This window comes from Streptomyces amakusaensis (genome assembly GCF_039532665.1).
Classification (GTDB): domain Bacteria; phylum Actinomycetota; class Actinomycetes; order Streptomycetales; family Streptomycetaceae; genus Streptomyces; species Streptomyces amakusaensis.
Map to the genome: position 1 here is coordinate 86222 of NZ_BAAASB010000019.1, position 20520 is coordinate 106741.

The window sequence follows — 20520 nt, forward strand, 5'->3', positions numbered from 1 at the left end:
GCGAAGTTGTCCCCGACCAGCGAGACCGCACAGGGCGGCCGACGCCTCGTGATCGTCGAGTCGCCCGCCAAGGCGAAGACGATCAAGGGTTACCTCGGCCCGGGCTATGTCGTCGAGGCGAGCGTCGGGCACATCCGCGACCTCCCGAACGGCGCGGCCGAGGTGCCCGAGAAGTACACCGGTGAGGTGCGCCGCCTCGGTGTCGATGTCGAGCACGACTTCCAGCCGGTCTATGTCGTCAACGCCGACAAGAAGGCTCAGGTCAGGAAGCTCAAGGAGCAGCTCGCCGAGTCCGACGAGCTCTACCTCGCCACCGATGAGGACCGCGAGGGCGAGGCCATCGCCTGGCATCTGCTCGAAGTGCTCAAGCCCAAGGTCCCCGTCCACCGGATGGTCTTCCACGAGATCACCAAGGACGCCATCCGCGACGCCGTGGCCAACCCGCGCGAGCTGAACCAGCGCATGGTCGACGCCCAGGAGACCCGCCGGATCCTCGACCGCCTCTACGGCTACGAGGTCTCCCCGGTCCTGTGGAAGAAGGTCATGCCCCGGCTCTCGGCCGGCCGGGTGCAGTCCGTCGCGACCCGGCTGGTCGTGGAGCGGGAGCGGGAGCGCAGGGCGTTCACCTCCGCCGAGTACTGGGACCTCACCGGCACCTTCTCGACCGGCCGCGCCGGCGACGCGTCCGACCCCTCCTCGCTGATCGCCCGGCTGAACACGGTCGACGGACAGCGCGTCGCCCAGGGCCGCGACTTCGGCTCCGACGGCGCGATCAAGGCCGGTCAGACCCGGGTGCTCCACCTGGACGAGGCGAACGCGCGCGCCCTGGCCGCCGCGCTGGAGGACGCCGCGTTCGCGGTCCGCTCCGTCGAGTCGAAGCCGTACCGCCGCTCCCCGTACGCCCCGTTCCGTACGACGACGCTCCAGCAGGAGGCCTCCCGCAAGCTGGGCTTCGGGGCCAAGGCCACCATGCAGGTCGCGCAGAAGCTGTACGAGAACGGCTTCATCACCTATATGCGTACGGACTCCACCACGCTCTCCGAGACCGCCGTCACGGCCGCGAGGGCGCAGGTCACGCAGTTGTACGGGGCGAACTACCTTCCCGAGAAGCCGCGGGTGTACGCCGGGAAGGTCAAGAACGCCCAGGAGGCGCACGAGGCTATTCGCCCTTCGGGTGATCGTTTCCGCACTCCGGCGGAGACCGGGCTCAGCGGCGACCAGTTCCGGCTCTACGAGCTGATCTGGAAGCGGACCGTCGCCTCCCAGATGAAGGACGCCACCGGGAACTCGGTCACCGTCCGCATCGGCGGCACCGCGCGGGACGGCCGGGACGTGGAGTTCACCGCCTCCGGCAAGACCATCACCTTCCACGGCTTCATGAAGGCCTACGTCGAGGGTGCCGACGACCCCAACGCCGAGCTGGACGACCGCGAGCGCAGGCTGCCGCAGGTCGCCGAGGGCGACGCGCTCGCCGCCCAGGAGATCTCGGTCGACGGCCACGCCACCAAGCCGCCCGCCCGCTACACCGAGGCCTCCCTGGTCAAGGAGCTGGAGGAGCGCGAGATCGGCCGCCCCTCCACCTACGCCTCGATCATCGGCACCATTCTCGACCGCGGCTACGTCTTCAAGAAGGGGACGGCGCTGGTCCCGTCCTTCCTGAGCTTCGCCGTGGTCAATCTGCTGGAGAAGCACTTCGGCCGGCTGGTGGACTACGACTTCACCGCCAAGATGGAGGACGACCTCGACTGCATCGCCCGGGGCGAGGCCCAGGCGGTGCCGTGGCTGAAGCGGTTCTACTTCGGCGCGGGCGAGGCCCAGGGCACGGCCGCCACGACGACGGCCGGGGGCGCGTCCTCCGGTACGTCCTCCGCCACGGGCGGCGGTGACGGCGACCACCTCGGCGGCCTCAAGGCGCTGGTGACCGACCTCGGCGCGATCGACGCCCGGGAGATCTCCAGCTTCCCCGTCGGCGACGGCATCGTGCTGCGCGTCGGCCGGTACGGCCCCTACATCGAGCGCGGTGAGAAGGACTCCGAGGGCCACCAGCGCGCCGATGTGCCCGAGGATCTCGCCCCCGACGAGCTGACCGTGGCGTACGCGGAAGAGCTGCTGGCCAAGCCGAGCGGTGACTTCGCGCTGGGCACGGACCCGGTCTCCGGCAACGAGATCGTGGCCAAGGACGGGCGATACGGCCCGTATGTCACCGAGATCCTTCCCGAGGGCACCCCCAAGACGGGCAAGAACGCGGTCAAGCCGCGCACGGCCTCCCTCTTCAAGTCGATGACGCTGGACACGGTCACCCTGGAGGACGCGCTCCGGCTGATGTCCCTGCCCAGGGTCGTCGGCACCGACGCCGACGGGGTGGAGATCACCGCGCAGAACGGCCGGTACGGCCCGTATCTGAAGAAGGGCACCGACTCCCGCTCGCTGGAGAGCGAGGACCAGCTCTTCACCATCACCCTGGAGCAGGCACTCGCGATCTACGCCCAGCCCAAGCAGCGCGGCCGGGCCGCCGCCAAGCCGCCGCTGAAGGAACTGGGCACCGACCCGGTCAGCCAGCGCCCGGTGGTCGTCAAGGACGGCCGCTTCGGGGCGTATGTCACCGACGGCGAGACCAACGCCACCCTGCGGACCGACGACAGCGTGGAGGAGATCACTCCCGAGCGCGGCTATGAGCTGCTCGCCGAGAAGCGCGCCAAGGGACCCGCCAAGAAGACGGCGAAGAAGGCCCCGGCGAAGAAGGCGACCGCCGCGAAGAAGACGGCCACCGCCAAGAAGACGGCGGCGAAGAAGACGGCCGCCACGAAGACCACGGCCACGAAGACCACGGCCACAAAGACCACGGCCGCGAAGAAGACGACCACCGCGAAGAAGGCGACGGCCGTGAAGAAGACGGCCGCTTCGGCGAAGGCGTCCGACCAGTAACGAACGAACGAATGAACGAACGGGCGAGCACGGAGCGCGGCCGGTCCCCTGCCACGGGCCGGCCCGCCCACCCGTCCGGGATCACCCCGTAACGGCCGATCCCGCCGCTTGTGCACCGGAAGCGGTGTTCCATGGTGATGTGTACGGGGTGCTCCCGGCGGCGTGCGAGGGGTGACGGCGGGCCGCCCGGAACCGTCCGCCGCCCCTTGGCGTATTCCCGCACCCCCGCGAGCAGCGGCGCGGTCCGGATAGGCTGGGCGGATGACGCGATCCGAGCAGCCAGCCGATCAGCAGGCGGTCGTGAGCCCCGTCGCAGAGACCATCACCGGTACCGACGACTCCGACGCACTCACCGCGGACTCCCGCGAGCGGGCGCTGCGCGCCCTGCTGAGAATCCCGCCGCTCCGAAGGCTCTGGAACGCCCAGGCCGCCGGAGGCGTGGGAGACGCCGTCGCCGTCTTCGTCCTGCTGCTGCTGACCCTTCAGGCCGCCGTCTCGGAAGGCACCTTCGGCGGCGGATACCGCGGCGCGGCCTTCTCGGTGGCCGCCGTGCTGGGCGCGCGCGTCCTCGCGACGGTGCTCTTCGGAGCCGTGCTCCTCGGCCCGCTCACCGCGCTCACCTCCGCCAAGGGGCCGCTCGACCGCCGCTGGACCATGATCGGCGCGGACGGGGTACGGCTCGCGCTGCTGATCGTCGCCCCGCTGTGGCTGGACTGGACGCCCGGCGCGGCCGTCCCGGTCCTGCTGGGCAGTGTCTTCGTCCTCGCCGCCGCCGAACGGTTCTGGACCGTCGCCCGCGAGGGAGCGGCCCCCGCGCTGCTGCCCGCGCCGCCGCTGGAGGGAGCCGCCGTACGGCCGCTCCCCGACCATCTCGACGTACTGCGCCGGCTGTGGCTGCGCACCGCGTTCGCGGCCGTCCCCGCCGGAGCGGCCGTCCTGCTCGTCGCCACCCTGATCGGCAATCTGCTCGGCACCGGCATCGAGTGGTTCTCGCTGCACCAGGCCGCCCTGGGCTCCTATGTCGCGGCCGGCCTCTTCGCCGCCTCCCTCGCGATCCTCGCCTTCGTCGAACTGCCCGGCGCGGCCACCCCGCGCCCCCGCTCGCCGCTGGAGGGCCTGCGCCGTCCGTCCACCCCGCAGGGCGGCTCCGACAAGGGGCGCACCGGTGCCCTGCCGGTCTTCGTCCTCGCCTGCGCGGCGGTCGCGGCGGCGATCTCGGCGGCCGTCGCCGTCTCCGTGCTCCACGCCGTCGACCTCGGCGGCGGGCCCGTCGCCTTCGCGCTGCTCGTCCTCGCGCTGACCGGCGGCACGGCCGTGGGCATCCGGGGAGCCGAGTCCGTACTGCCCACCCTGTCCCGCCGGCGGCTGCTCGCCCTCGCGCTCGCCGCCACCGGAATCGCGCTGCTCGCGATGGGACTGGTCCCGGACACCGCGACCGTCCTCTTCCTCGCGCTGCTCGCCGGAGCGTCGGCGGGCGTCGCCGCCAACATCGGCCACGCCCTCATCGATCAGGAGTCCGAGGCCCCCCGGCGGGCCAGGACCACCGAGCACCTCCAGGCGGTCGTCAGGGTCGCCGTCGCGCTCGGCGCGATCACCGCCCCGCTGCTCGCCGCCGCGATCGGACCGCACCGCCTCGCCGCCGGGGACTTCGTCTTCGCCCACGGCGGCGCGGCCTTCGCCCTGATGCTGGCCGGCGCGCTGCTGCTGCCGGTCGCCGCGGTCGTCCTCGCCAAGACCGACGACCGCGCCGGGGTGCCGCTCCGCCGCGATCTGGGCGAGGCGCTCCGCGGGGGCGCGGACCCCGCCCAGGCCACCTCCGCCAAGGGCTTCTTCATCGCCCTGGAGGGCGGCGACGGCGCGGGCAAGTCCACCCAGGCCAAGGCGCTCGCCGAGTGGATCCGGAACAAGGGCCACGAGGTCGTCGTCACCCGCGAGCCGGGCGCGACCCCGATCGGCAAGCGGCTCCGCTCGATCCTGCTGGACGTGGAGTCCGCCGGTCTCTCCAACCGCGCCGAGGCGCTGCTGTACGCGGCCGACCGCGCCGAGCACGTCGACTCGGTGGTCCGGCCCGCGCTGGAGCGGGGCGCGATCGTGATCTCCGACCGGTACATCGACTCCTCGGTCGCCTACCAGGGGGCCGGCCGCGATCTCGCGCCGACCGAGATCGCCAGGATCTCCCGATGGGCCACGGACGGCCTCGTACCGCATCTCACCGTCCTGCTGGACGTCTCCCCGGAGACCGCGCGGGAACGCTTCACGGAGGCCCCCGACCGGCTGGAGTCGGAGCCCGCCGAGTTCCACCGTCGGGTCCGCGCGGGCTTTCTGACGCTGGCGGCGAGCGATCCGGCCCGCTATCTGGTGGTGGACGCCGGGCAGGACCCGGAGGACGTCACCACGGTAGTACGCCATCGGCTGGACCGGATGCTTCCGCTCTCCGAGGCCGAGATCCGGGCCCGGGAGGAGGCGCGGCGCAAGGCCGAGGAGGAGATCCGCCGCAAGGCCGAGGAGGAGGCCGCGCGCAAGGCGGAGGAGGAGCGGCTGGAGCGCGAGCGCCAGGAGCAGCTCGCCAAGCTCCGCGCCGAGGAGGAGGCCCGCCGCAAGGCCGAGGAGGAGGCCGCGCGGCAGCGCGAGGCCGAACGGCTCGCGGAGGAGGCCCGGCAGCGCGCCGAGGAGGCCCGCCGGCTCGCCGACGAGGAGCGCCGCAGGCGCGAGGCGGAGGAGCAGGCCCGGCTGGACGAGCAGGAGAGGCTGCGCAAGCTCGCGGAGGAGCAGACCAGGCTCCGGGCCGAGGCGGAGGAGCGCCGGCTGGAGAAGCAGCGCAGGGCGGAGGAGGCCCTGCTGCGCGCCGAGGAGGCGCGACAGGCGGCCGTCGAGGAGGCCAGGCGCGAGGCGGAGCGGGAGGCCGAGCGCGAGCGGGCCGCCGCGAAGGCGGCGGCGGTGAAGGCGGCGGCGGCTGCCGAGGCCGCGGCCCATGAGACGACCGTGACCACGCCGGTGGTGCGGCCGGGGGACAGGGATCCGTCGGCCGACGCGGCCACCGTGGCCACGCCCGTCGTCCGGCCGGACGACGAGACCCAGCAGGTGCCGAGGGTTCCGGCGAAGCCGGATGCGGCCTTCGCACCGGATCCGTCCTTCTCGCCGACCGAGCAGACCGCGATCCTTCCGGCGGTGCGCGACGAGCGGCCGGCGGACCGGGTGCCGCCCGGGTTCTTCCGCGACGAGTGGGACGAGCAGGGCGGCGGGCGGGGCGGGCGGGACGAGCGGGGCGGGCGCGATGGGCGGGGTTCGGGCGGTTCCAACGACCGCACCCGTGAGCTTCCGCAGATCGACCCGGAGACGGGCCGTCCGCGCCGGCGTTCGGACTGGGCCGAGGAGACCCCGCTCGACGATCTGCCGACGCTGGCGGACGAGCTGCTGGGCGGCCCGCGCGACGACGAGGACGGCCGCCCCCGGCGGCGCTGAGCAGGTCCGGGGCAGCCGGCGGGAAGGCGTTGTCAGACCTCTGCCCCACAATGGGAGAGCCATGGGGAGCCCATGGCGGGTGGGCAGCACACAAGGCAGGTGACGTCAGATGGCCGTGTGGGACGACCTCGTCGGTCAGGAGCGGGTGCAGGAGCAGCTCGCCGCCGCCGCGCGGGACGCCGATGCGCTGGTCACCGCCGTGGCGGAGGGCGAGCAGGCCCCCGACACCTCCAAGATGACGCACGCGTGGCTGTTCACCGGCCCCCCGGGCTCCGGGCGGGCCACCGCCGCCCGCGCGTTCGCCGCCGCGCTCCAGTGCGTCAGCCCCGACCGGGCCCTGGGCGGGATCCCCGGCTGCGGCTTCTGCGACGGCTGCCACACCGCCCTCATCGGCACCCACGCCGATGTCCAGGTCATCCGCACCGACCTGCTCTCCATCGGAGTGAAGGAGACCAGGGACCTGGTCCGCCGCGCCCAGCTCTCCCCGGCCGTGGGCCGCTGGCAGGTGATCATCATGGAGGACGCCGACCGGCTCACCGAGGGCGCGGGCAATGTCCTGCTGAAGGCCGTGGAGGAGCCCGCTCCCCGCACCGTGTGGCTGCTGTGCGCGCCCTCGCTGGAGGACGTGCTGCCGACGATCCGCTCCCGCTGCCGCCATCTGACACTGCGTACGCCCCCGGTCTCGGCCGTCGCCGATGTGCTGATCCGCCGCGACGGCATCGAGCCCGAGCGGGCCCAGGCCGCCGCGCGGGCCACCCAGGGGCACATCGACCGGGCCCGCCGGCTGGCCACCGACGAGCGGGCCCGCGCCCGCCGGGCCACCGTGCTGAAGCTGCCCCTGCGGGTCGACGACGTCGGCGCGTGCCTCAAGGCGGCCCAGGAGCTGATCGACGCCGCCGCCGAGGATTCCAAGCAGGCCTCCGAGGAGACCGACGTCAAGGAGACCGAGGATCTGAAGGCGGCGCTCGGCGCGGGCCAGGGCGGCCGGATGCCGCGCGGCACCGCCGGGGCGATGAAGGAGCTGGAGGAGAAGCAGAAGCGCCGCAAGACGCGTACCCAGCGCGACAGCCTCGATCTGGCGCTCAGTGATCTGACCGGGTTCTACCGCGATGTGCTCGCGCTTCAGCTGGGCTCGGAGATCGCCATCGCCAACGGCGACGTACGGGACGCGCTCGACCGGATCGCCCGGGGCTCCACCCCCGAGCGGACCCTGCGCCGGATAGAGGCCGTGGTCGCCTGCCGGGGCGCGCTGGAGGCGAATGTGGCCCCGCTGCTGGCGGTCGAGGCGATGACGATGGCCCTGCGCGCGGGCTGACGCTCCCCGGGCCGACGCTCCCCGGGCCGACGTCCGCCTGCCGTCCGCGTCGGCGGCCCCGCCGGGCCCGTACCGCACGCCCGTCCCCCGTACTCGCTGTCCCCGTCCCCTCCCCTCGTCAACGACGCGCTTCACCCGTCCGGGCGGAAAACGGCATTCCTCGCGCATCGTCCCCTACGCTCCGGGGATGGACCCAAGGCGCACATTCCGCAGTTCCGTCCTCGCGGTGGCCGCAGCGGCCCTGCTGGCCTCCGGGTGCACGGGAGGGGGCTCCTCGTCCAGTGCCTCGGCGTCCACCCCTGACAGCGCGGGGGCCGTGCCCGTCGCCGAGCCGCCCGAGAAGCTCCGTCCGTACTACCAGCAGAAGCTCTCCTGGCGCGAGTGCGGGGCCTCCGGCTTCCAGTGCGCCTCGCTGAAGGTGCCGCTCGACTACGCCGAGCCCGGCGGCGAGTCCATCGGGCTGGCCGTCGCCCGCAAGCGGGCCACCGGCCCCGGGAAGCGGCTCGGCTCCCTGATGGTCAACCCCGGCGGCCCCGGGGGCTCGGCCGTCGGCTATCTCCAGATGTACGCGGGCATCGGCTACCCCGCCCCGGTCCGCGCCCGCTACGACATGGTCGCCGTCGACCCGCGCGGGGTGGCGCGCAGCGAGCCTGTGGAGTGTCTCGACGGGAAGGAGATGGACGCGTACACCCAGACCGACCAGACCCCGGACGACGCCGCCGAGACCACCCTCCTCACCCGCGCGTTCCAGAAGTTCGCGCAGGGCTGCGCGAAGCGCTCCGGCACGGTCCTGCCGCATGTCTCCACCGTCGAGACGGCCCGCGACCTCGATGTGCTGCGGGGCGTGCTGGGCGACCGGAAGCTGACGTACGTGGGCGCTTCGTACGGCACCTTCCTCGGCGCGACCTACGCCGAGCTGTTCCCCGCCCGCACCGGCCGGCTCGTGCTCGACGGCGCGCTGGACCCGGCGCTCCCCGCCCGCCAGGTCAACCGGGACCAGACGGCCGGCTTTGAAACCGCGTTCCAGTCCTTCGCGGCCGACTGCGTCGAGCGGGCGGACTGCCCGCTCGGCACCGGCTCCGAGCGGGACGCCTCGGCCCGGCTCAAGGAGTTCTTCGCCGAACTCGACGCGCGGCCGGTCCCCACCGGGGAGAGCAGGCAGCTGGGCGAGGCGCTGGCTACCACGGGCGTGCTGGCCGCGATGTACGACGAGGGCGCGTGGCCGCAGCTGCGCGAGGCGCTGGCCGCCGCGATGGAGGGCGACGGAGCCGCCCTGCTGACCCTCGCCGACAGCTACTACGAGCGCGACCCCGACGGCTCCTACTCCAACCTCATGTACGCGAACGCCGCCGTGAACTGCCTGGACCTGCCGCCCGCCTTCACCGGCCCGAAGCAGGCCTCGGCCGCGCTCGGAGAGTTCGAGAAGGCCTCGCCCGTCTTCGGCCGGGGCTTCGCCTGGGCCGCCCTGAACTGCGCGTACTGGCCCACCCCGGCCACCGGGAAGCCGCACCGCATCGAGGCCGAGGGCGCGGCCCCGATCCTGGTCGTGGGCACCACCCGCGACCCGGCGACGCCGTACGCCTGGGCGCGCGGGCTCGCCTCGCAGCTCTCCTCGGGCAGGCTGCTCACCTACGACGGCGACGGCCACACCGCGTACGGCCGGGGCAGCGACTGCGTCGACACGGCGATCAACGCCTATCTGCTGGAAGGCACGGTTCCGCCGAAGGGCAAGCGCTGCCGCTGAGCCCGCCCGTGTCCGCCCGCGTCCGCCGGCGTCAGTGGTGGCCGGCGCTGGCGCGCAGGCCACCGGGTACGAGCCACACCACCAGCAGGGTGACGGCGCCGACGATCCCGACCGAGACGAACGCCGTGGTCGTCAGCGCGCTGTCGAAGGCGGCCCGCCCGGCGGCCAGCACCGCCTCGCCCGCGCCGCCGCCCTCGCTGGTGGCCAGCTCGTACGCCCCGCCGATCGACTCGCGCGCCGGCTCCGGCTGCCCGGCCATGTGCGAGGCGTACACCGCGCCGTGGATCGAGCCGAGCAGCGCCACCCCGAGGCCGACGCCCAGCTCGTAATTGGTCTCGGAGACCGCGCCCGCCTGCCCGGCGCGCTCGGCGGGGACGGAGGAGACCAGCACCGACGAGGCGGTGGTGATCGCCATCCCGTCGCCGAGTCCGAGCAGCACCAGCACGGCGGCGACATAGCCGTACGTGGTGGGCTCCGGGGACAGCGCGAGCACCAGGAAACCGGCGACCACCCCGCTCAGCCCCACCGCCATGACCGTTCTGACCCCGGCCCGCTCCATCGCCCACGGCGCGAGCAGCGCCCCGACCAGCATGGCCAGCGCGGCGGGCAGCGTGCGCAGCCCGGCCTGGGAGGGGGAGTAGCCGTGGACGTACTGGAGCCAGAGCGAGACCAGGAAGAGCGCCGCGCCGATCGCCAGCATCGCCATCAGGATGACCAGCGCGGCGGCGGTGAAGGTGCGGTTCTTGAAGAGCCGCACGTCCAGCAGCGGATCGGCGAGCGTGAGCTGTCGGCGGGCGAAGAGCCACAGGGCCGCGATCCCGGCCGCCAGCACCACGATGTCCACCGCGCCCGGGCTCCCCTTCGCCACGTGCTTGATGCCCCAGGCCAGCGCCACGATCCCGACGACCGACAGCACCGCCCCCACCCGGTCGAGCGGCCCGTGCCCGGCGTCCTTGAACTCGGGCAGCAGCCAGAGCCCGGCGACCACGGTCACCACGACCACCGGAACATTGACCCAGAAGGCCGCCGCCCACCCGTACTCCTCCACCAGCACCCCGCCGACCAGCGGCCCGATCGCGGCCCCGGCCCCGGCGACCGCCGCCCAGATCCCGATGGCGAGGGCGCGCTCCCGGGCGTCCGCGAAGACATTCCTGATCAGCGACAGCGTCGACGGCATCACCATCGCGCCCCCGATCCCCAGCAGCACCCGCCCACCGATCAGCTGCCACGTGGTCTCGGCGGTCGCGGCGACCACCGACGCCAGCCCGAAGATCACGATTCCCGCGATGAAGAGCCGCTTCCGCCCGTACCGGTCCCCGACCGCCCCCGTGGTGACCAGGAGCCCGCCGAGCACCAGCCCGTACACATCGATGATCCACAGCTGCTCGATCGCGCTCGGCCGCAGATCGTCGATGAGCGACGGCAGCGCCACATTCAAGATCGTCGCGTCCATCGCCACCAACAGCAGACTCGCGCACAACACGGCGAGCACCGCCCACCGCCCGGCCCCCGGGCTGTCCTCCGTGCTGCCCCCGGAGTTCACGGCTTGGGCCACGGCTCCATCCCTTCGGGGTGAAAGTAGCGCTATGCCCGCCTATGTACTTCTCGGCCAGTATTGAGGGATCTCCCCCGCCGTGTGCAAGTCGAGAGCCAGGTCGCAGCCCCGCGAGACCGCTCCGGGGTGGTCCGTGGCACCCGAAACAAGCCTGTAGACTTGGTGCCGCTGCTGATGAGAACCTCCCTCTGTGGGGACGGCTCTATCGGCAGTTTGCCGCCTTAGCTCAGTTGGCCAGAGCAACGCACTCGTAATGCGTAGGTCTCGGGTTCGAATCCCGAAGGCGGCTCTGAAGAACCTCAGGACTCACTCGCCGTGACCTGGGGTTTTTCGTTTTTCCGGGGCTGTGGGGTGGAGCCGTGCCCGGAGGATCGCCCGCGTGGCTCGGGAGGCCGGGGCCGGGGTGGGGCCATCGAGTCGGGCCCCGGGCCTCCAGCCCGCTCAGGCCGCGTAGAAATCGAAGGTGGAGCCAGGGCGGGAACTCGTGAACACGTCAAGACGCGGATCGACGGTGAGGATTGCCTGATGGAGGCGTTGCAGCTGAGGTGAGGGCTCCACGCCCAGCTCCTCTATCAGGCGCTTCCGTAACTGGCGGTACACATGGAGGGCGCCTGCCTGGCGGCCTGAGCGGTAGAGCGCCACCATCGCCTGGGAGTGCAGGCCTTCGTGCTGCGGGTGGCGTGAGATCAGGTCGTACAGTTCGGCGATCAGCTGCGCGTGTCTACCCAGTCGAAGATCCGCATCGATGCGCCGTTCGGTGACGAGCAGCCGGGACTCCTCCAGCCGCATGACCTCGATCTCCAGGATCGGCCCGACCCGTACATCGACAAGCGCGGGCCCCTGCCACAGGGCCAGCGCCTCGCGGAACGTGGCGGAAGCCGGTTCGTCCCGGTTCTGGTCGAAGGCGCTCTGCGCGGTCGCCACCAGTCGTTCGTACTCGCGTACATCGGTGCAGGCCGGCTCGACCTGGAGAAGATAGCCGCCGTGCCGGGTGACGAGCACGTCCTTCGCGGTGTCCGAGGAGTCCGGGCTCATCGCGGTTTCAAGGTGCCGGCGAAGCTGGAGTATGTATGTCTGGAGTGTGGTCAATGCGCTCGCGGGTGGTTCCGTTCCCCAGATTTCTTCCATAAGTGTGGACACCGGTATGACCCTGCCCGGGCGGAGTGCCAAGAGTGCCAGGATCTGCCGAGGCTTGCCCGCACTCGGAACGATGGACTTTCCACGGATGGTCGCTCCCAATGGGCCCAGAATCTGAATGTGCACAGTTTTTTCCCCCGTTTCCTCGTCTACTGGGCCAAGTCAACGATGAACCTGAAGATCATGTCAAGGGTGAAGTGTCCGGGCCCCGGTGGCGCTCATTCCTTGTCCATTCGTAGGGGTTCGACGGCCTATCCGCTTTGAATTCACCGAGTGATTCTTTGAGGGTCTGTTTGATTGTGGGCTGATCTATTACGGGGTGATCAGGCCGGTGAGGCTGCCCGTGGGGGAGGTGAAGCTCCTGGTGGGAGGCCTGTTGGTCGAGAGTTTTCGTGCCCGCATCCTCGTGGGCGTGGCCTGAATGTGGTGCTGGATGCTCGCCAAGGCATTTGAGTGGTGGTATATGGGTGTTCGTCGTCCGAGTGGAACCCTGCCTTCCGTCGATCTTCCGGCCGACGGAATGTAAGGGAATTCTTAATTCTTTTACCAGGTCTTTCGGTTCATGTCCGGGGGGAGGGTGATGTCTCACGTGGTGAGACTCGCTCGCGAGGCTCACCACGTGAAGTGCTATCGGTCAGACCTCGGAAGTGCTTCTCTGCGCGTGACTCTTCGCGAGGTTGAGCGTCATGGTGCTGTTTCTGCCGAGGGCCTCGCGCACATACCGGCGGGCCTCTGCGATGTCGGCGCCCTCCCCGAGTACCTGCTTGATGTTCTCCTCGCGCAGGATGACGCTGTGGTGCGAGGTCACCGTTACACCGGACGTGTCTGGGACGATCTGCCACTCGCCGGTGTGGGCCGACATCAGCGCGGGTGTCACCGTCTGCTTGTAGACGATGCGGCCGGTCCGCGGGAAGCAGACGCGGACCGATTCGGTGGTGTGGGTGGCGCCGTCCGTGGTGCGAGTGTCCATGGACATCACCTGGACTCCCTCCTCCTCCACCACCTTCACTCGTGAGACGTGCGGGACCAGGTCCGGCCAGTCGCCCACCCGGTGGAGGAAATCGTAGACAGCGTCGGCGGGGCCGGCGACGTGGACGGAGTCCTTGAAAGACAGCGTCAGGTCGTCCAGGCGCGTCCAGCGCTCGGCGAGCTTCTTGAGGTTCTCCAGCTCGGCCGAACTGTTGGTGTCGGTCGCCCGCTCGACCCACGCCACGTCCGACGCGGAGTCGCCTTCGACCGTGAAGTCATGGAGCAGAACCAGCTTCGACTTCTCGGCACCCAGTGGCTCAACGCTCCAGGTTCCCCCCATGGACTTCACCGGCGCGGCGGAGCGCTCCTGACGGAACTCCACCCGTCGCCGTTCCTGGTCCAGGACCCGGTGTGAGGACCAGGATTTCACCTGGCCGTTGGCCATGGCCCATATGCGCAGCCGCTCCTCCCGGCCCGCGGACTCCACCCGCTCCACATGGACGCTGGGCGGGAAGTACAGCGGCCATCCGACCGCGTCGGCGACGATGCCGTAGACGACGCCCGCAGGGGCGGCCACATCGATCGAGTGTTCCGTACGGTGAACTCGTCCAGCAGACATCCCAACAGCCTCTCTCAGCATCAGAAGTTGCCCAGTCCGCCGCAGACGTTGAGCGCCTGAGCGGTGATGGAGGCGGCCTGCTCGGTGGTCAGATAGCCGACGAGGCCCGCCACCTCCTCGGGGGTGGAGTAGCGGCCAAGCGGGATTTTCGCCTCGAACCGCTCGCGTACGTCGTCCTGCGTGGTGCCCCAGGCCGCCGCGTAGCCCTGGCGGACCCGTTCGGCCATGGGGGTCTCCACATAGCCTGGGCACACGGCGTTGACGGTGATGCCCGCCGGGGCGAGTTCTTTGCCCAGCGCCTTGGTGAATCCGACGACGCCGTGTTTGGAAGCGGAGTAGGGAGCGCCCAGCAGCACGCCCTGCTTGCCCGCGGTCGAGGCGACACTGATGACTCTGCCGTACCCGGCCTCCGCCAGGCCTCCGGCGGTGAGCACCGCGCGGGTCATCAGGAAGACGCTGTTCAGATTGGTGTCGATGACGTCGTTCCAGAGCTCGTCCGTGATGCCCGCGGTGGGACCGCCGCCGCTGCGTCCTGCGTTGTTGACAAGGACGTTGATCGGGCCGAAGGTGCCGACCGCGGTGCGGACCAGGGCCGCCACGGAGTCCGAGGAGCGTACGTCGGCCGCCGCGCCCGCCACCTCCAGGCCCTCCGCCCGCAGCTTTTCGACGGTCTGCCCGACCTTGCTCTCGGTGCGGGCGCAGAGGAAGACGCGGTGTCCGCGGCGGCCCAGGTCCCGGGCCACGGCGAGGCCGATGCCGCTCGTGCCTCCGGTGACCAGGGATACCGGGTTTGTCGCTGTCGTCATCGGTCTACCTCCAGAAGCGGCGATGGTGGGGCCGACTCTGTCCCTGATCGCTTGAAGCTCGGACGGGGGGCACTTGAGGGAGGGGCTTGAGGCGTCTTCGAAGCTCGCTCCACCCGTGTGCCGGAGAGTGGCGGAAACAACCGAACGGAGATGTCCATGACGACCCATGCCGCTGCCCGACCGCAGGCCACCAGCGCGTTCGCCGTTCTGTACGCGGAGGTGCAGCAGTTCTACGCCCAGCAGATGCAGCTGCTGGACCAGGGCGCGTGCGACGAGTGGGCGGCCACCTTCACCGAGGCCGCCACCTTTGACGTACCGACGTTGCCCGAGCCTGTGGCCGGACGGGCGGGCCTGGCCGAGGCTGCCCGGCGTACCGCGGCCCAACTGGCGGAGAGCGGTACTCGCCACCGGCACTTCATGGGGATGTCCCATGTGGAGGAGCAGCCGGACGGTTCGCTCAGTGTGCGCTCCTATACGACGGTGTATGCCTCGCGGCTGGGCGGGGAGTCGCGGGTGCACCGGGTGTGCGTCTGCGACGACGGGCTGGTCCGGGTGGACGGCGCACTCCAGGTCGCCACCCGCAGGGTCTCCCGCGACGACCTTGCCTGAGCGAGGCTCAAGCGGCTCGCGTGCGCGCCTCCATCGCGGGCGGCCAGTCTCCCTTCAGGCCCTGCTGTCCGGGCCCAGAGGGAAGCAATCAATCGCCATACGACATTGGGGTGTTCCGAAATGTCACAGATGACCATTGACGGGCCGGAGGCCCTGGCCCACAAGAAGGCAGTCCAGCGCGAGGCGGACCGGCTGGTCGAGCTGGGCTCGGCCGGGGTGCAGTTCCGGGTCACCCGGGAGGAGCACACCTTCGTCGTGACCTCCGGCGTCGCGGAACTGGGAACGGACCGGCCGGTCCCCGAGGACGGCCGGTTCCGGATCTCCTGCATCACCAAGCCGTTCGTCTCCGTGGTGGTGCTGCAACTGGTCGCCGAGGGCAGGATCGAGCTGGACCGCACCGTGGAGAGCTACCTCCCGGGTCTGCTGCCGAGCGGCGACAGGATCACCGTGCGCAATCTGCTGCAGCACACCAGCGGTCTCTACAACTACGCCGACTCGTTCCAGAAGCCGGGTGACCGCTTTCTGCGCGACCGCTACAACCACTACGAGCCGGAGAGCCTGATCGCCATCGCAGCCGGCAAGCCGCTGGAGTTCGAACCGGGACAGGAGTTCGGCTACTGCAACACCAACTACTTCGTCATCGGTCTGCTCATCGGGAAGGTGACCGGCCGTTCGTACCGCGACGAGATCCGCGAGCGTGTCCTGGAGCCGCTCGGGCTGAAGGAGACCACGCTGCCCGGGGACGCCCCGGAGATCCCCGGACCGCATGCCCGCGGCTATATGCGGATCGGCGGCCGAACGGAGGACGTCACACTGATGAACCCCTCCGAGGCCGGCTGTGCGGGCGAGATCATCTCGACCACGGCCGATCTGGACCGTTTCCTGGTCGGGCTGTTCGGCGGGGAGCTGCTCGCGGAGCCGGAGTTCAAGGAAATGACCACTCCATTGCCCGGTGAGATGATCAGGGACCTTCCCATGGGAATCGGTTACGGCCTGGGGCTGATGAAGCTCCAGAACGACAAGGATCTGGATCTGTGGGGGCATGGGGCGGGAATTCCCGGGTATGCCACGTTCGCGGCGACCACACCCGACCTGGGAATCCGGGTCCAGCTGTCGATCACATTGAACGAGGATTTCAGCAAGGAAGCCGAACAGGCCGTCATCCGCGGTGTCAACACCGCTGTCTGCTTCTGAGGTCGCCCTCATGTCCCCTTCCGCCCAGGAGGCGGACCAGGCTGGGAAAGTCGTCGTTGTCACAGGTGGCGGCACCGGAATCGGCCGTGCGACGGCCCGGGCGTTCCATGAGGACGGGGCCCGAGTGCTGATCGTCGGCCGCTCGGAGGCACCCCTGAAGGAGAGCGCCGAGGGGCGCGGCGGGATTCGCTGGCTCACCGCCGATGTTCATTCGCCGCAGGCGCCCGAGCGCATCGTCTCGGCCGCCCTGCGGGAGTTCGGCCGGATCGATGTCCTCGTCAACAACGCCGCCGTCGCCGGGTTCGCGTCGCTTGAGCATCTCGACCGTGCCACGGTCGAGGCTCAGATGGGCACCAATCTGATCGCTCCGCTCTTTCTGACCCAGCGCGCTCTGGATGCCCTGGAGGCGACCCGGGGCACGGTGGTGAACGTCGGCTCTGCGGGTGCGCTCGGCCACCGGGCCTGGCCGGAGAGTTCCGTGTACGGCATGGCCAAGACTGCCCTGGACTTCCTCACCCGCACCTGGGCCGTGGAGCTCGCGCCACGTGGCATCCGCTGCGTGGGCATCGCTCCCGGGGTGGTCGACACCGGCGTCGGGGTACGGGCGGGGATGTCTCCCGCGGCCTACGACACCTTCCTGGCGCAGATGGCTGAGCGGATCCCGGCCGGCCGGGTCGGCCGGCCGGAGGACATCGCCTGGTGGATCGTGCAGCTGACCCGGCCCGAGGCCGGATATGCCAACGGTGCCGTGCTGGCGGTGGACGGAGCGCTCTCGGTGACCTGAAGGCAGGCGCGCCTCGGGGGCGGAGGGCCGGGGTCACCCGGCCCTCCGCCCTCTTCCGTGCGCCGGATCAGCGAGCGACCCTCGCGGTGACATAGCGGACCGGCACCGCGATCGATACCGGGCCGTCGCCGTCGCGGAGAGCGTCAAGGGCGGTGACGAGACGGGTGCGCAGCGCTGCGGCCTCGGCCTCGGGCAGGTGCTGCCACAGGAGCCGCATCCCCTGGGTGTGCGACCAGTCGACCCACGCGTCACCGGAGACCGCGGTCATCGGTACCGGCTCGTCGGCGATCTCCACATCCGTGAAACCCGCCTGTACGAGGGCTGCCTCCAGGTCGGCCGGGTGCTCCAGCCAGGAGTGCAGCTGCCGGTGCAGTCGCTCCGGGTGCCAGGACTCGGGCAGGTGCCCGAGCAGGCTCAGCGGAATCAGCTCGGTGAACATCGGGGGCAGGAAGGGGAAGGTGTCACGGGTGAAGACCGGACTGGTGAAGCCGATCCGGCCGCCGTCGGTCAGCAGAGCGGCGTGGCGGGCGAGCGCGGCCCGTGCGTCCGGCAGGAAGATCACGCTGTAGCTGCCGAGCGCCAGGTCGAAGGAGCGGGCGGGCAGGTCGGGGTGCTCGCCGTCCATCACCCGCAGTTCGACGTTTCCCACGCCTTGCCGGTCTGCCTCGCGCCGGGCCTCCTCGACCATCGCGGGTGCGATGTCGATGCCCAGGGCGTGGCCCGTCGGACCGATCAGCCGCGCCGCGGGCAGCAGGGTGGCACCTCGTCCGCAGCCAATGTCAAGCACCCGGTCCCCGGGCCGGGGACCGACCCGTTCCACGAGCCGCCGGCCCATGGGGGTGAAGAACTCGACGCCCATCCGGTCATAGGTGGACGCGGCTTCGTTGAAGGCGTCGGTGACTTTCATTTTGTAAGCGGCGGTTTCCATTTCTCACTCCGGTTTCCTGCGGCGAATCAAGCGGGAGCCCTCATCGTCCAGGCCCGGCCACGGGCTCCACTGGAAACCATGCTGAAAATCGCTCAATGATTGCTTGAGTTGTTTTGGAGGGCGGATATTGAGGTGAATTTGATACTTGTCTGTGGCTGAACGCTGCCGCAGGATGGCATGGAAATCATGTAGGCGAGAGGGAATGTGATGAGCGGTCAGGCGGATGCTGTTCGGCGCATGATAAACGCGTACAACACGGGAGAAGTGGAAGACGTCGGCGAATATATTCATCACGAATATTTGAACCCGGCCACGCTGGAGCACATGGATCTCCGTGGACCGGAGTCCTTCGCCCTGGCCGTCAAATGGCTGCGGATGACATTCTCCGACGAGGCCAGGCTCGAAGAGGTACGGATCGAGGAGCGCGGCGACTGGGTCCGGGCCCATCTGGTGCTCTACGGCCGGCATGTGGGGGATCTGGTCGGCTTGGCCCCGACCGGGCGGGTCTTCTCCGGCGAGCAGATCCATCTGATCCGGTTCGTCGACGGGAAGATCCGGGACCATCGCGACTGGCCCGAGTACCAGAGCACGTATCGACAGCTGGGCTCGCCGTGGCCGGAACCCCAGGGCTGGAGGGCGTGACCGATGATTCTGGTCACCGGAGCCACCGGCAAGGTTGGCGGCGAGGCCACCCGGCAACTCCTCGAACAGGGGCGAAGCGTAGTCGTCATGAGCCGTCGGCCGGAGAAGGCCGATCTGCCCGGGGGAGTCGGCGTGGTCGCGGGCAGCCCCGCCGACCCGGCCGCGCTGGAAGAGGCGTTCACCGGTGTCTCCGCGGCGCTGATCGTGCTCTCCGGCGATGTGGCGGAGGAAGCCGCCAATGTTTCTGCGGCGGCGCGGAGGGCGGGCCTGCGCCGGATCGTGCTGCTGTCGTCGGCGAGCGTCGAGCATCCGGTGCCGCACGGCATCGCGGACGAGCACCGGGCGGCCGAGGACGCGGTGCTCCACTCCGGCGCTGCCTGGACCTTTCTGCGCCCTGGTCCGTTCCACGCGAATACCTCCTGGTGGATCAGTACGATCCGGGAGAACGCCTCGGTGCGCTGCTGGATCGGGAACACCCCGGGGGCCCCCGTCGACGAGTACGACATCGCGTCGGCGGCCGTCGCGGCGCTCACCCGGAGCGGTCACGAGGGCCGGTCGTATCTGCTCACCGGCCCTCAGACGCTTACCTCGCGTGAGCAGGCGCGGATCCTCGGCACAGTCCTCGGCCGGGAACTCGACTTCTCGGTGGCACCGGCCGAAGAGGTGGTGGAGGTCTTCGCCAGAATCACCGGCGACCGCGCGGCCGCGGTCACCAATGTCGCGGCGCTGCGCAGCCCCGAGGTGCCGTGGGCGGAGCCGACGACGGCGGTGCGTGAGCTCACCGGGCGCCGGCCGCGCCCGTATCGGCGGTGGGCCGCGGACAATGCGGCGCTGTTCGTGCCAGAGCGCCCGGTTCCCTCTCAGGGGGGTACGCCATGACCGGCGGCAGGGATCTCCCCGGTCCGGTCCTCGTGACGGGGGCGACCGGCCTGCAGGGCGGCGCAGTGGTGCGCGAACTCGTGCGCCGGGGCCGTGCGACGGTGGCCCTGGTACGCGACCCGTACTCGGTCGCGGCCGGTCGGCTGGCGGAACTCGGGGTGACCCTGGTCCGCGGTGACCTTGATGACGAGGACTCCCTGTGTGCCGCGATGGACGGTGTGAGCGGTGTTTTCTCGGTGCAGACCTTCATGACGCCGGCGGGGCTGGGCGGCGAGGTCCGCCAGGGCCGCGCCGTGGCACGGGCGGCCCTGGCCGCTGGAGTGGGCCATGTGGTCTACAGCTCGGTGGGAGGCGCGGAACGTCACAGCGGCGTACCCCACTTTGACTCCAAACGGGGTATCGAGCGGTACCTCCGGAGACTTGGAGCTCCGGTCACCGTGCTGCGCCCGACGTTCTTCATGGACAACTTCGCCTCTCACCCCATGACCCGGGAGAACGGCACCCTGGTGGTCCGGCTGGCTCTGAAACCCGATACCCGGGTGCAGCTCATCTCCGCTGATGACATCGGGTACTTCGCCGCGGAGGCATTCGACCGGCCGGAGGAGTATCTGGGACGGGCGGTGGAGATCGCGGGTGACGAGCTGACGGCGACCGAGGTGGCCGAGGCTTTCGCGGAACGTACCGGTCTGCCGGCGCGCTTCGAGTCACTTCCCCTGGGAGCGGTCGCGGCCAATCCGCACATTCCCAACGCCTCTGAGATATCCGTGATGTTCGAGTGGCTCCAGCAGTACGGCTACCGTGCGGACATCCCCGCTCTGCGGGCCGAGAACCCGGGGCTGATGACGTTCGCGAGCTATCTCAAAGGCATCGAGATCAGTTAGCGGAAGACACCACACTGCCCCGGACAGGCGGACTGCCTGTCCGGGGCGAGGTGCTTGGTTCCTCGGGGTCC

16 protein-coding genes and 1 tRNA gene are annotated in these 20520 nt (G+C 70.5%); 11 read left to right on the forward strand and 6 right to left on the reverse strand.

Annotation, left to right across the window (positions count from 1 at the left end; translation table 11 throughout):
- Positions 1-6: 6 nt before the first annotated feature.
- The 4 genes from topA to ABD371_RS28415 all read left to right on the forward strand — a co-directional run bounded on the left by topA (position 7) and on the right by ABD371_RS28415 (position 9446).
- Positions 7-2925 carry a type I DNA topoisomerase gene (topA, locus tag ABD371_RS28400; RefSeq protein WP_344482945.1) on the forward strand — a complete coding sequence of 973 codons (2919 nt, stop codon included), beginning with the start codon at positions 7-9 and terminating at the stop codon, positions 2923-2925.
- A 261-nt stretch (positions 2926-3186) separates the two neighbouring features.
- Positions 3187-6387: a dTMP kinase gene (tmk, locus tag ABD371_RS28405; RefSeq protein WP_344482948.1), complete on the forward strand. Its 3201-nt coding sequence runs from the start codon at positions 3187-3189 to the stop codon at positions 6385-6387.
- 109 nt (positions 6388-6496) lie between these two features.
- Positions 6497-7702, forward strand: coding sequence for a DNA polymerase III subunit delta' (locus tag ABD371_RS28410; protein ID WP_344482951.1), 1206 nt, complete (start codon positions 6497-6499; stop codon positions 7700-7702).
- A 187-nt stretch (positions 7703-7889) separates the two neighbouring features.
- Complete coding sequence (locus tag ABD371_RS28415; protein WP_344482954.1) at positions 7890-9446, forward strand: alpha/beta hydrolase; 1557 nt, start codon at positions 7890-7892, stop codon at positions 9444-9446.
- A 31-nt stretch (positions 9447-9477) separates the two neighbouring features.
- Here the strand turns inward: ABD371_RS28415 and ABD371_RS28420 are convergent, their stop codons facing one another.
- Positions 9478-11001 carry an MFS transporter gene (locus tag ABD371_RS28420; protein WP_344482957.1) on the reverse strand — a complete coding sequence of 508 codons (1524 nt, stop codon included), beginning with the start codon at positions 10999-11001 and terminating at the stop codon, positions 9478-9480.
- 215 nt (positions 11002-11216) lie between these two features.
- Between ABD371_RS28420 and ABD371_RS28425 the strand changes: the two genes are divergently transcribed.
- Positions 11217-11290: transfer RNA gene (locus tag ABD371_RS28425), tRNA-Thr, on the forward strand.
- A gap of 152 nt (positions 11291-11442) precedes the next feature.
- Here the strand turns inward: ABD371_RS28425 and ABD371_RS28430 are convergent.
- The 3 genes from ABD371_RS28430 to fabG all read right to left on the reverse strand — a co-directional run bounded on the left by ABD371_RS28430 (position 11443) and on the right by fabG (position 14532).
- Positions 11443-12264 carry an AfsR/SARP family transcriptional regulator gene (locus tag ABD371_RS28430; RefSeq protein WP_344482960.1) on the reverse strand — a complete coding sequence of 274 codons (822 nt, stop codon included), beginning with the start codon at positions 12262-12264 and terminating at the stop codon, positions 11443-11445.
- A 508-nt stretch (positions 12265-12772) separates the two neighbouring features.
- Complete coding sequence (locus tag ABD371_RS28435; protein ID WP_344482963.1) at positions 12773-13726, reverse strand: aromatase/cyclase; 954 nt, start codon at positions 13724-13726, stop codon at positions 12773-12775.
- A gap of 20 nt (positions 13727-13746) precedes the next feature.
- Positions 13747-14532, reverse strand: a complete 786-nt coding sequence (gene fabG, locus ABD371_RS28440; RefSeq protein ID WP_344482966.1) for a 3-oxoacyl-ACP reductase FabG — start codon at positions 14530-14532, stop codon at positions 13747-13749.
- A 156-nt stretch (positions 14533-14688) separates the two neighbouring features.
- Between fabG and ABD371_RS28445 the strand changes: the two genes are divergently transcribed.
- The 3 genes from ABD371_RS28445 to ABD371_RS28455 all read left to right on the forward strand — a co-directional run bounded on the left by ABD371_RS28445 (position 14689) and on the right by ABD371_RS28455 (position 17119).
- Positions 14689-15141, forward strand: coding sequence for a nuclear transport factor 2 family protein (locus ABD371_RS28445; RefSeq protein WP_344482969.1), 453 nt, complete (start codon positions 14689-14691; stop codon positions 15139-15141).
- 129 nt (positions 15142-15270) lie between these two features.
- Complete coding sequence (locus tag ABD371_RS28450; protein WP_344482972.1) at positions 15271-16335, forward strand: serine hydrolase domain-containing protein; 1065 nt, start codon at positions 15271-15273, stop codon at positions 16333-16335.
- Between the two features lie 10 nt (positions 16336-16345).
- A complete protein-coding gene (locus ABD371_RS28455) occupies positions 16346-17119 on the forward strand; it encodes an SDR family NAD(P)-dependent oxidoreductase (protein WP_344482975.1) in 774 nt (257 codons plus the stop codon).
- A 67-nt stretch (positions 17120-17186) separates the two neighbouring features.
- Here the strand turns inward: ABD371_RS28455 and ABD371_RS28460 are convergent, their stop codons facing one another.
- Positions 17187-18047, reverse strand: a complete 861-nt coding sequence (locus tag ABD371_RS28460; protein WP_344482978.1) for a class I SAM-dependent methyltransferase — start codon at positions 18045-18047, stop codon at positions 17187-17189.
- A 3-nt stretch (positions 18048-18050) separates the two neighbouring features.
- Positions 18051-18338 carry a hypothetical protein gene (locus tag ABD371_RS28465; RefSeq protein WP_344483098.1) on the reverse strand — a complete coding sequence of 96 codons (288 nt, stop codon included), beginning with the start codon at positions 18336-18338 and terminating at the stop codon, positions 18051-18053.
- On the opposite strand from ABD371_RS28465, the gene ABD371_RS28470 reads away from it, so the two are divergent.
- The 3 genes from ABD371_RS28470 to ABD371_RS28480 are packed head-to-tail and all read left to right on the forward strand — an operon-like array spanning position 18285 to position 20449.
- The gene (locus ABD371_RS28470; RefSeq protein ID WP_344482981.1) at positions 18285-18689 is read left to right on the forward strand and encodes an ester cyclase; all 405 of its coding nucleotides are present in this window, start codon (positions 18285-18287) and stop codon (positions 18687-18689) included. The two genes, ABD371_RS28465 and ABD371_RS28470, sit on opposite strands and share 54 nt — an antisense overlap.
- 3 nt (positions 18690-18692) lie before the next feature.
- A complete protein-coding gene (locus ABD371_RS28475) occupies positions 18693-19568 on the forward strand; it encodes an SDR family oxidoreductase (RefSeq protein WP_344482984.1) in 876 nt (291 codons plus the stop codon).
- Complete coding sequence (locus ABD371_RS28480) at positions 19565-20449, forward strand: NmrA/HSCARG family protein (RefSeq protein WP_344482987.1); 885 nt, start codon at positions 19565-19567, stop codon at positions 20447-20449. Before ABD371_RS28475 ends, ABD371_RS28480 begins: the two co-directional genes overlap by 4 nt.
- Positions 20450-20520: the final 71 nt, after the last annotated feature.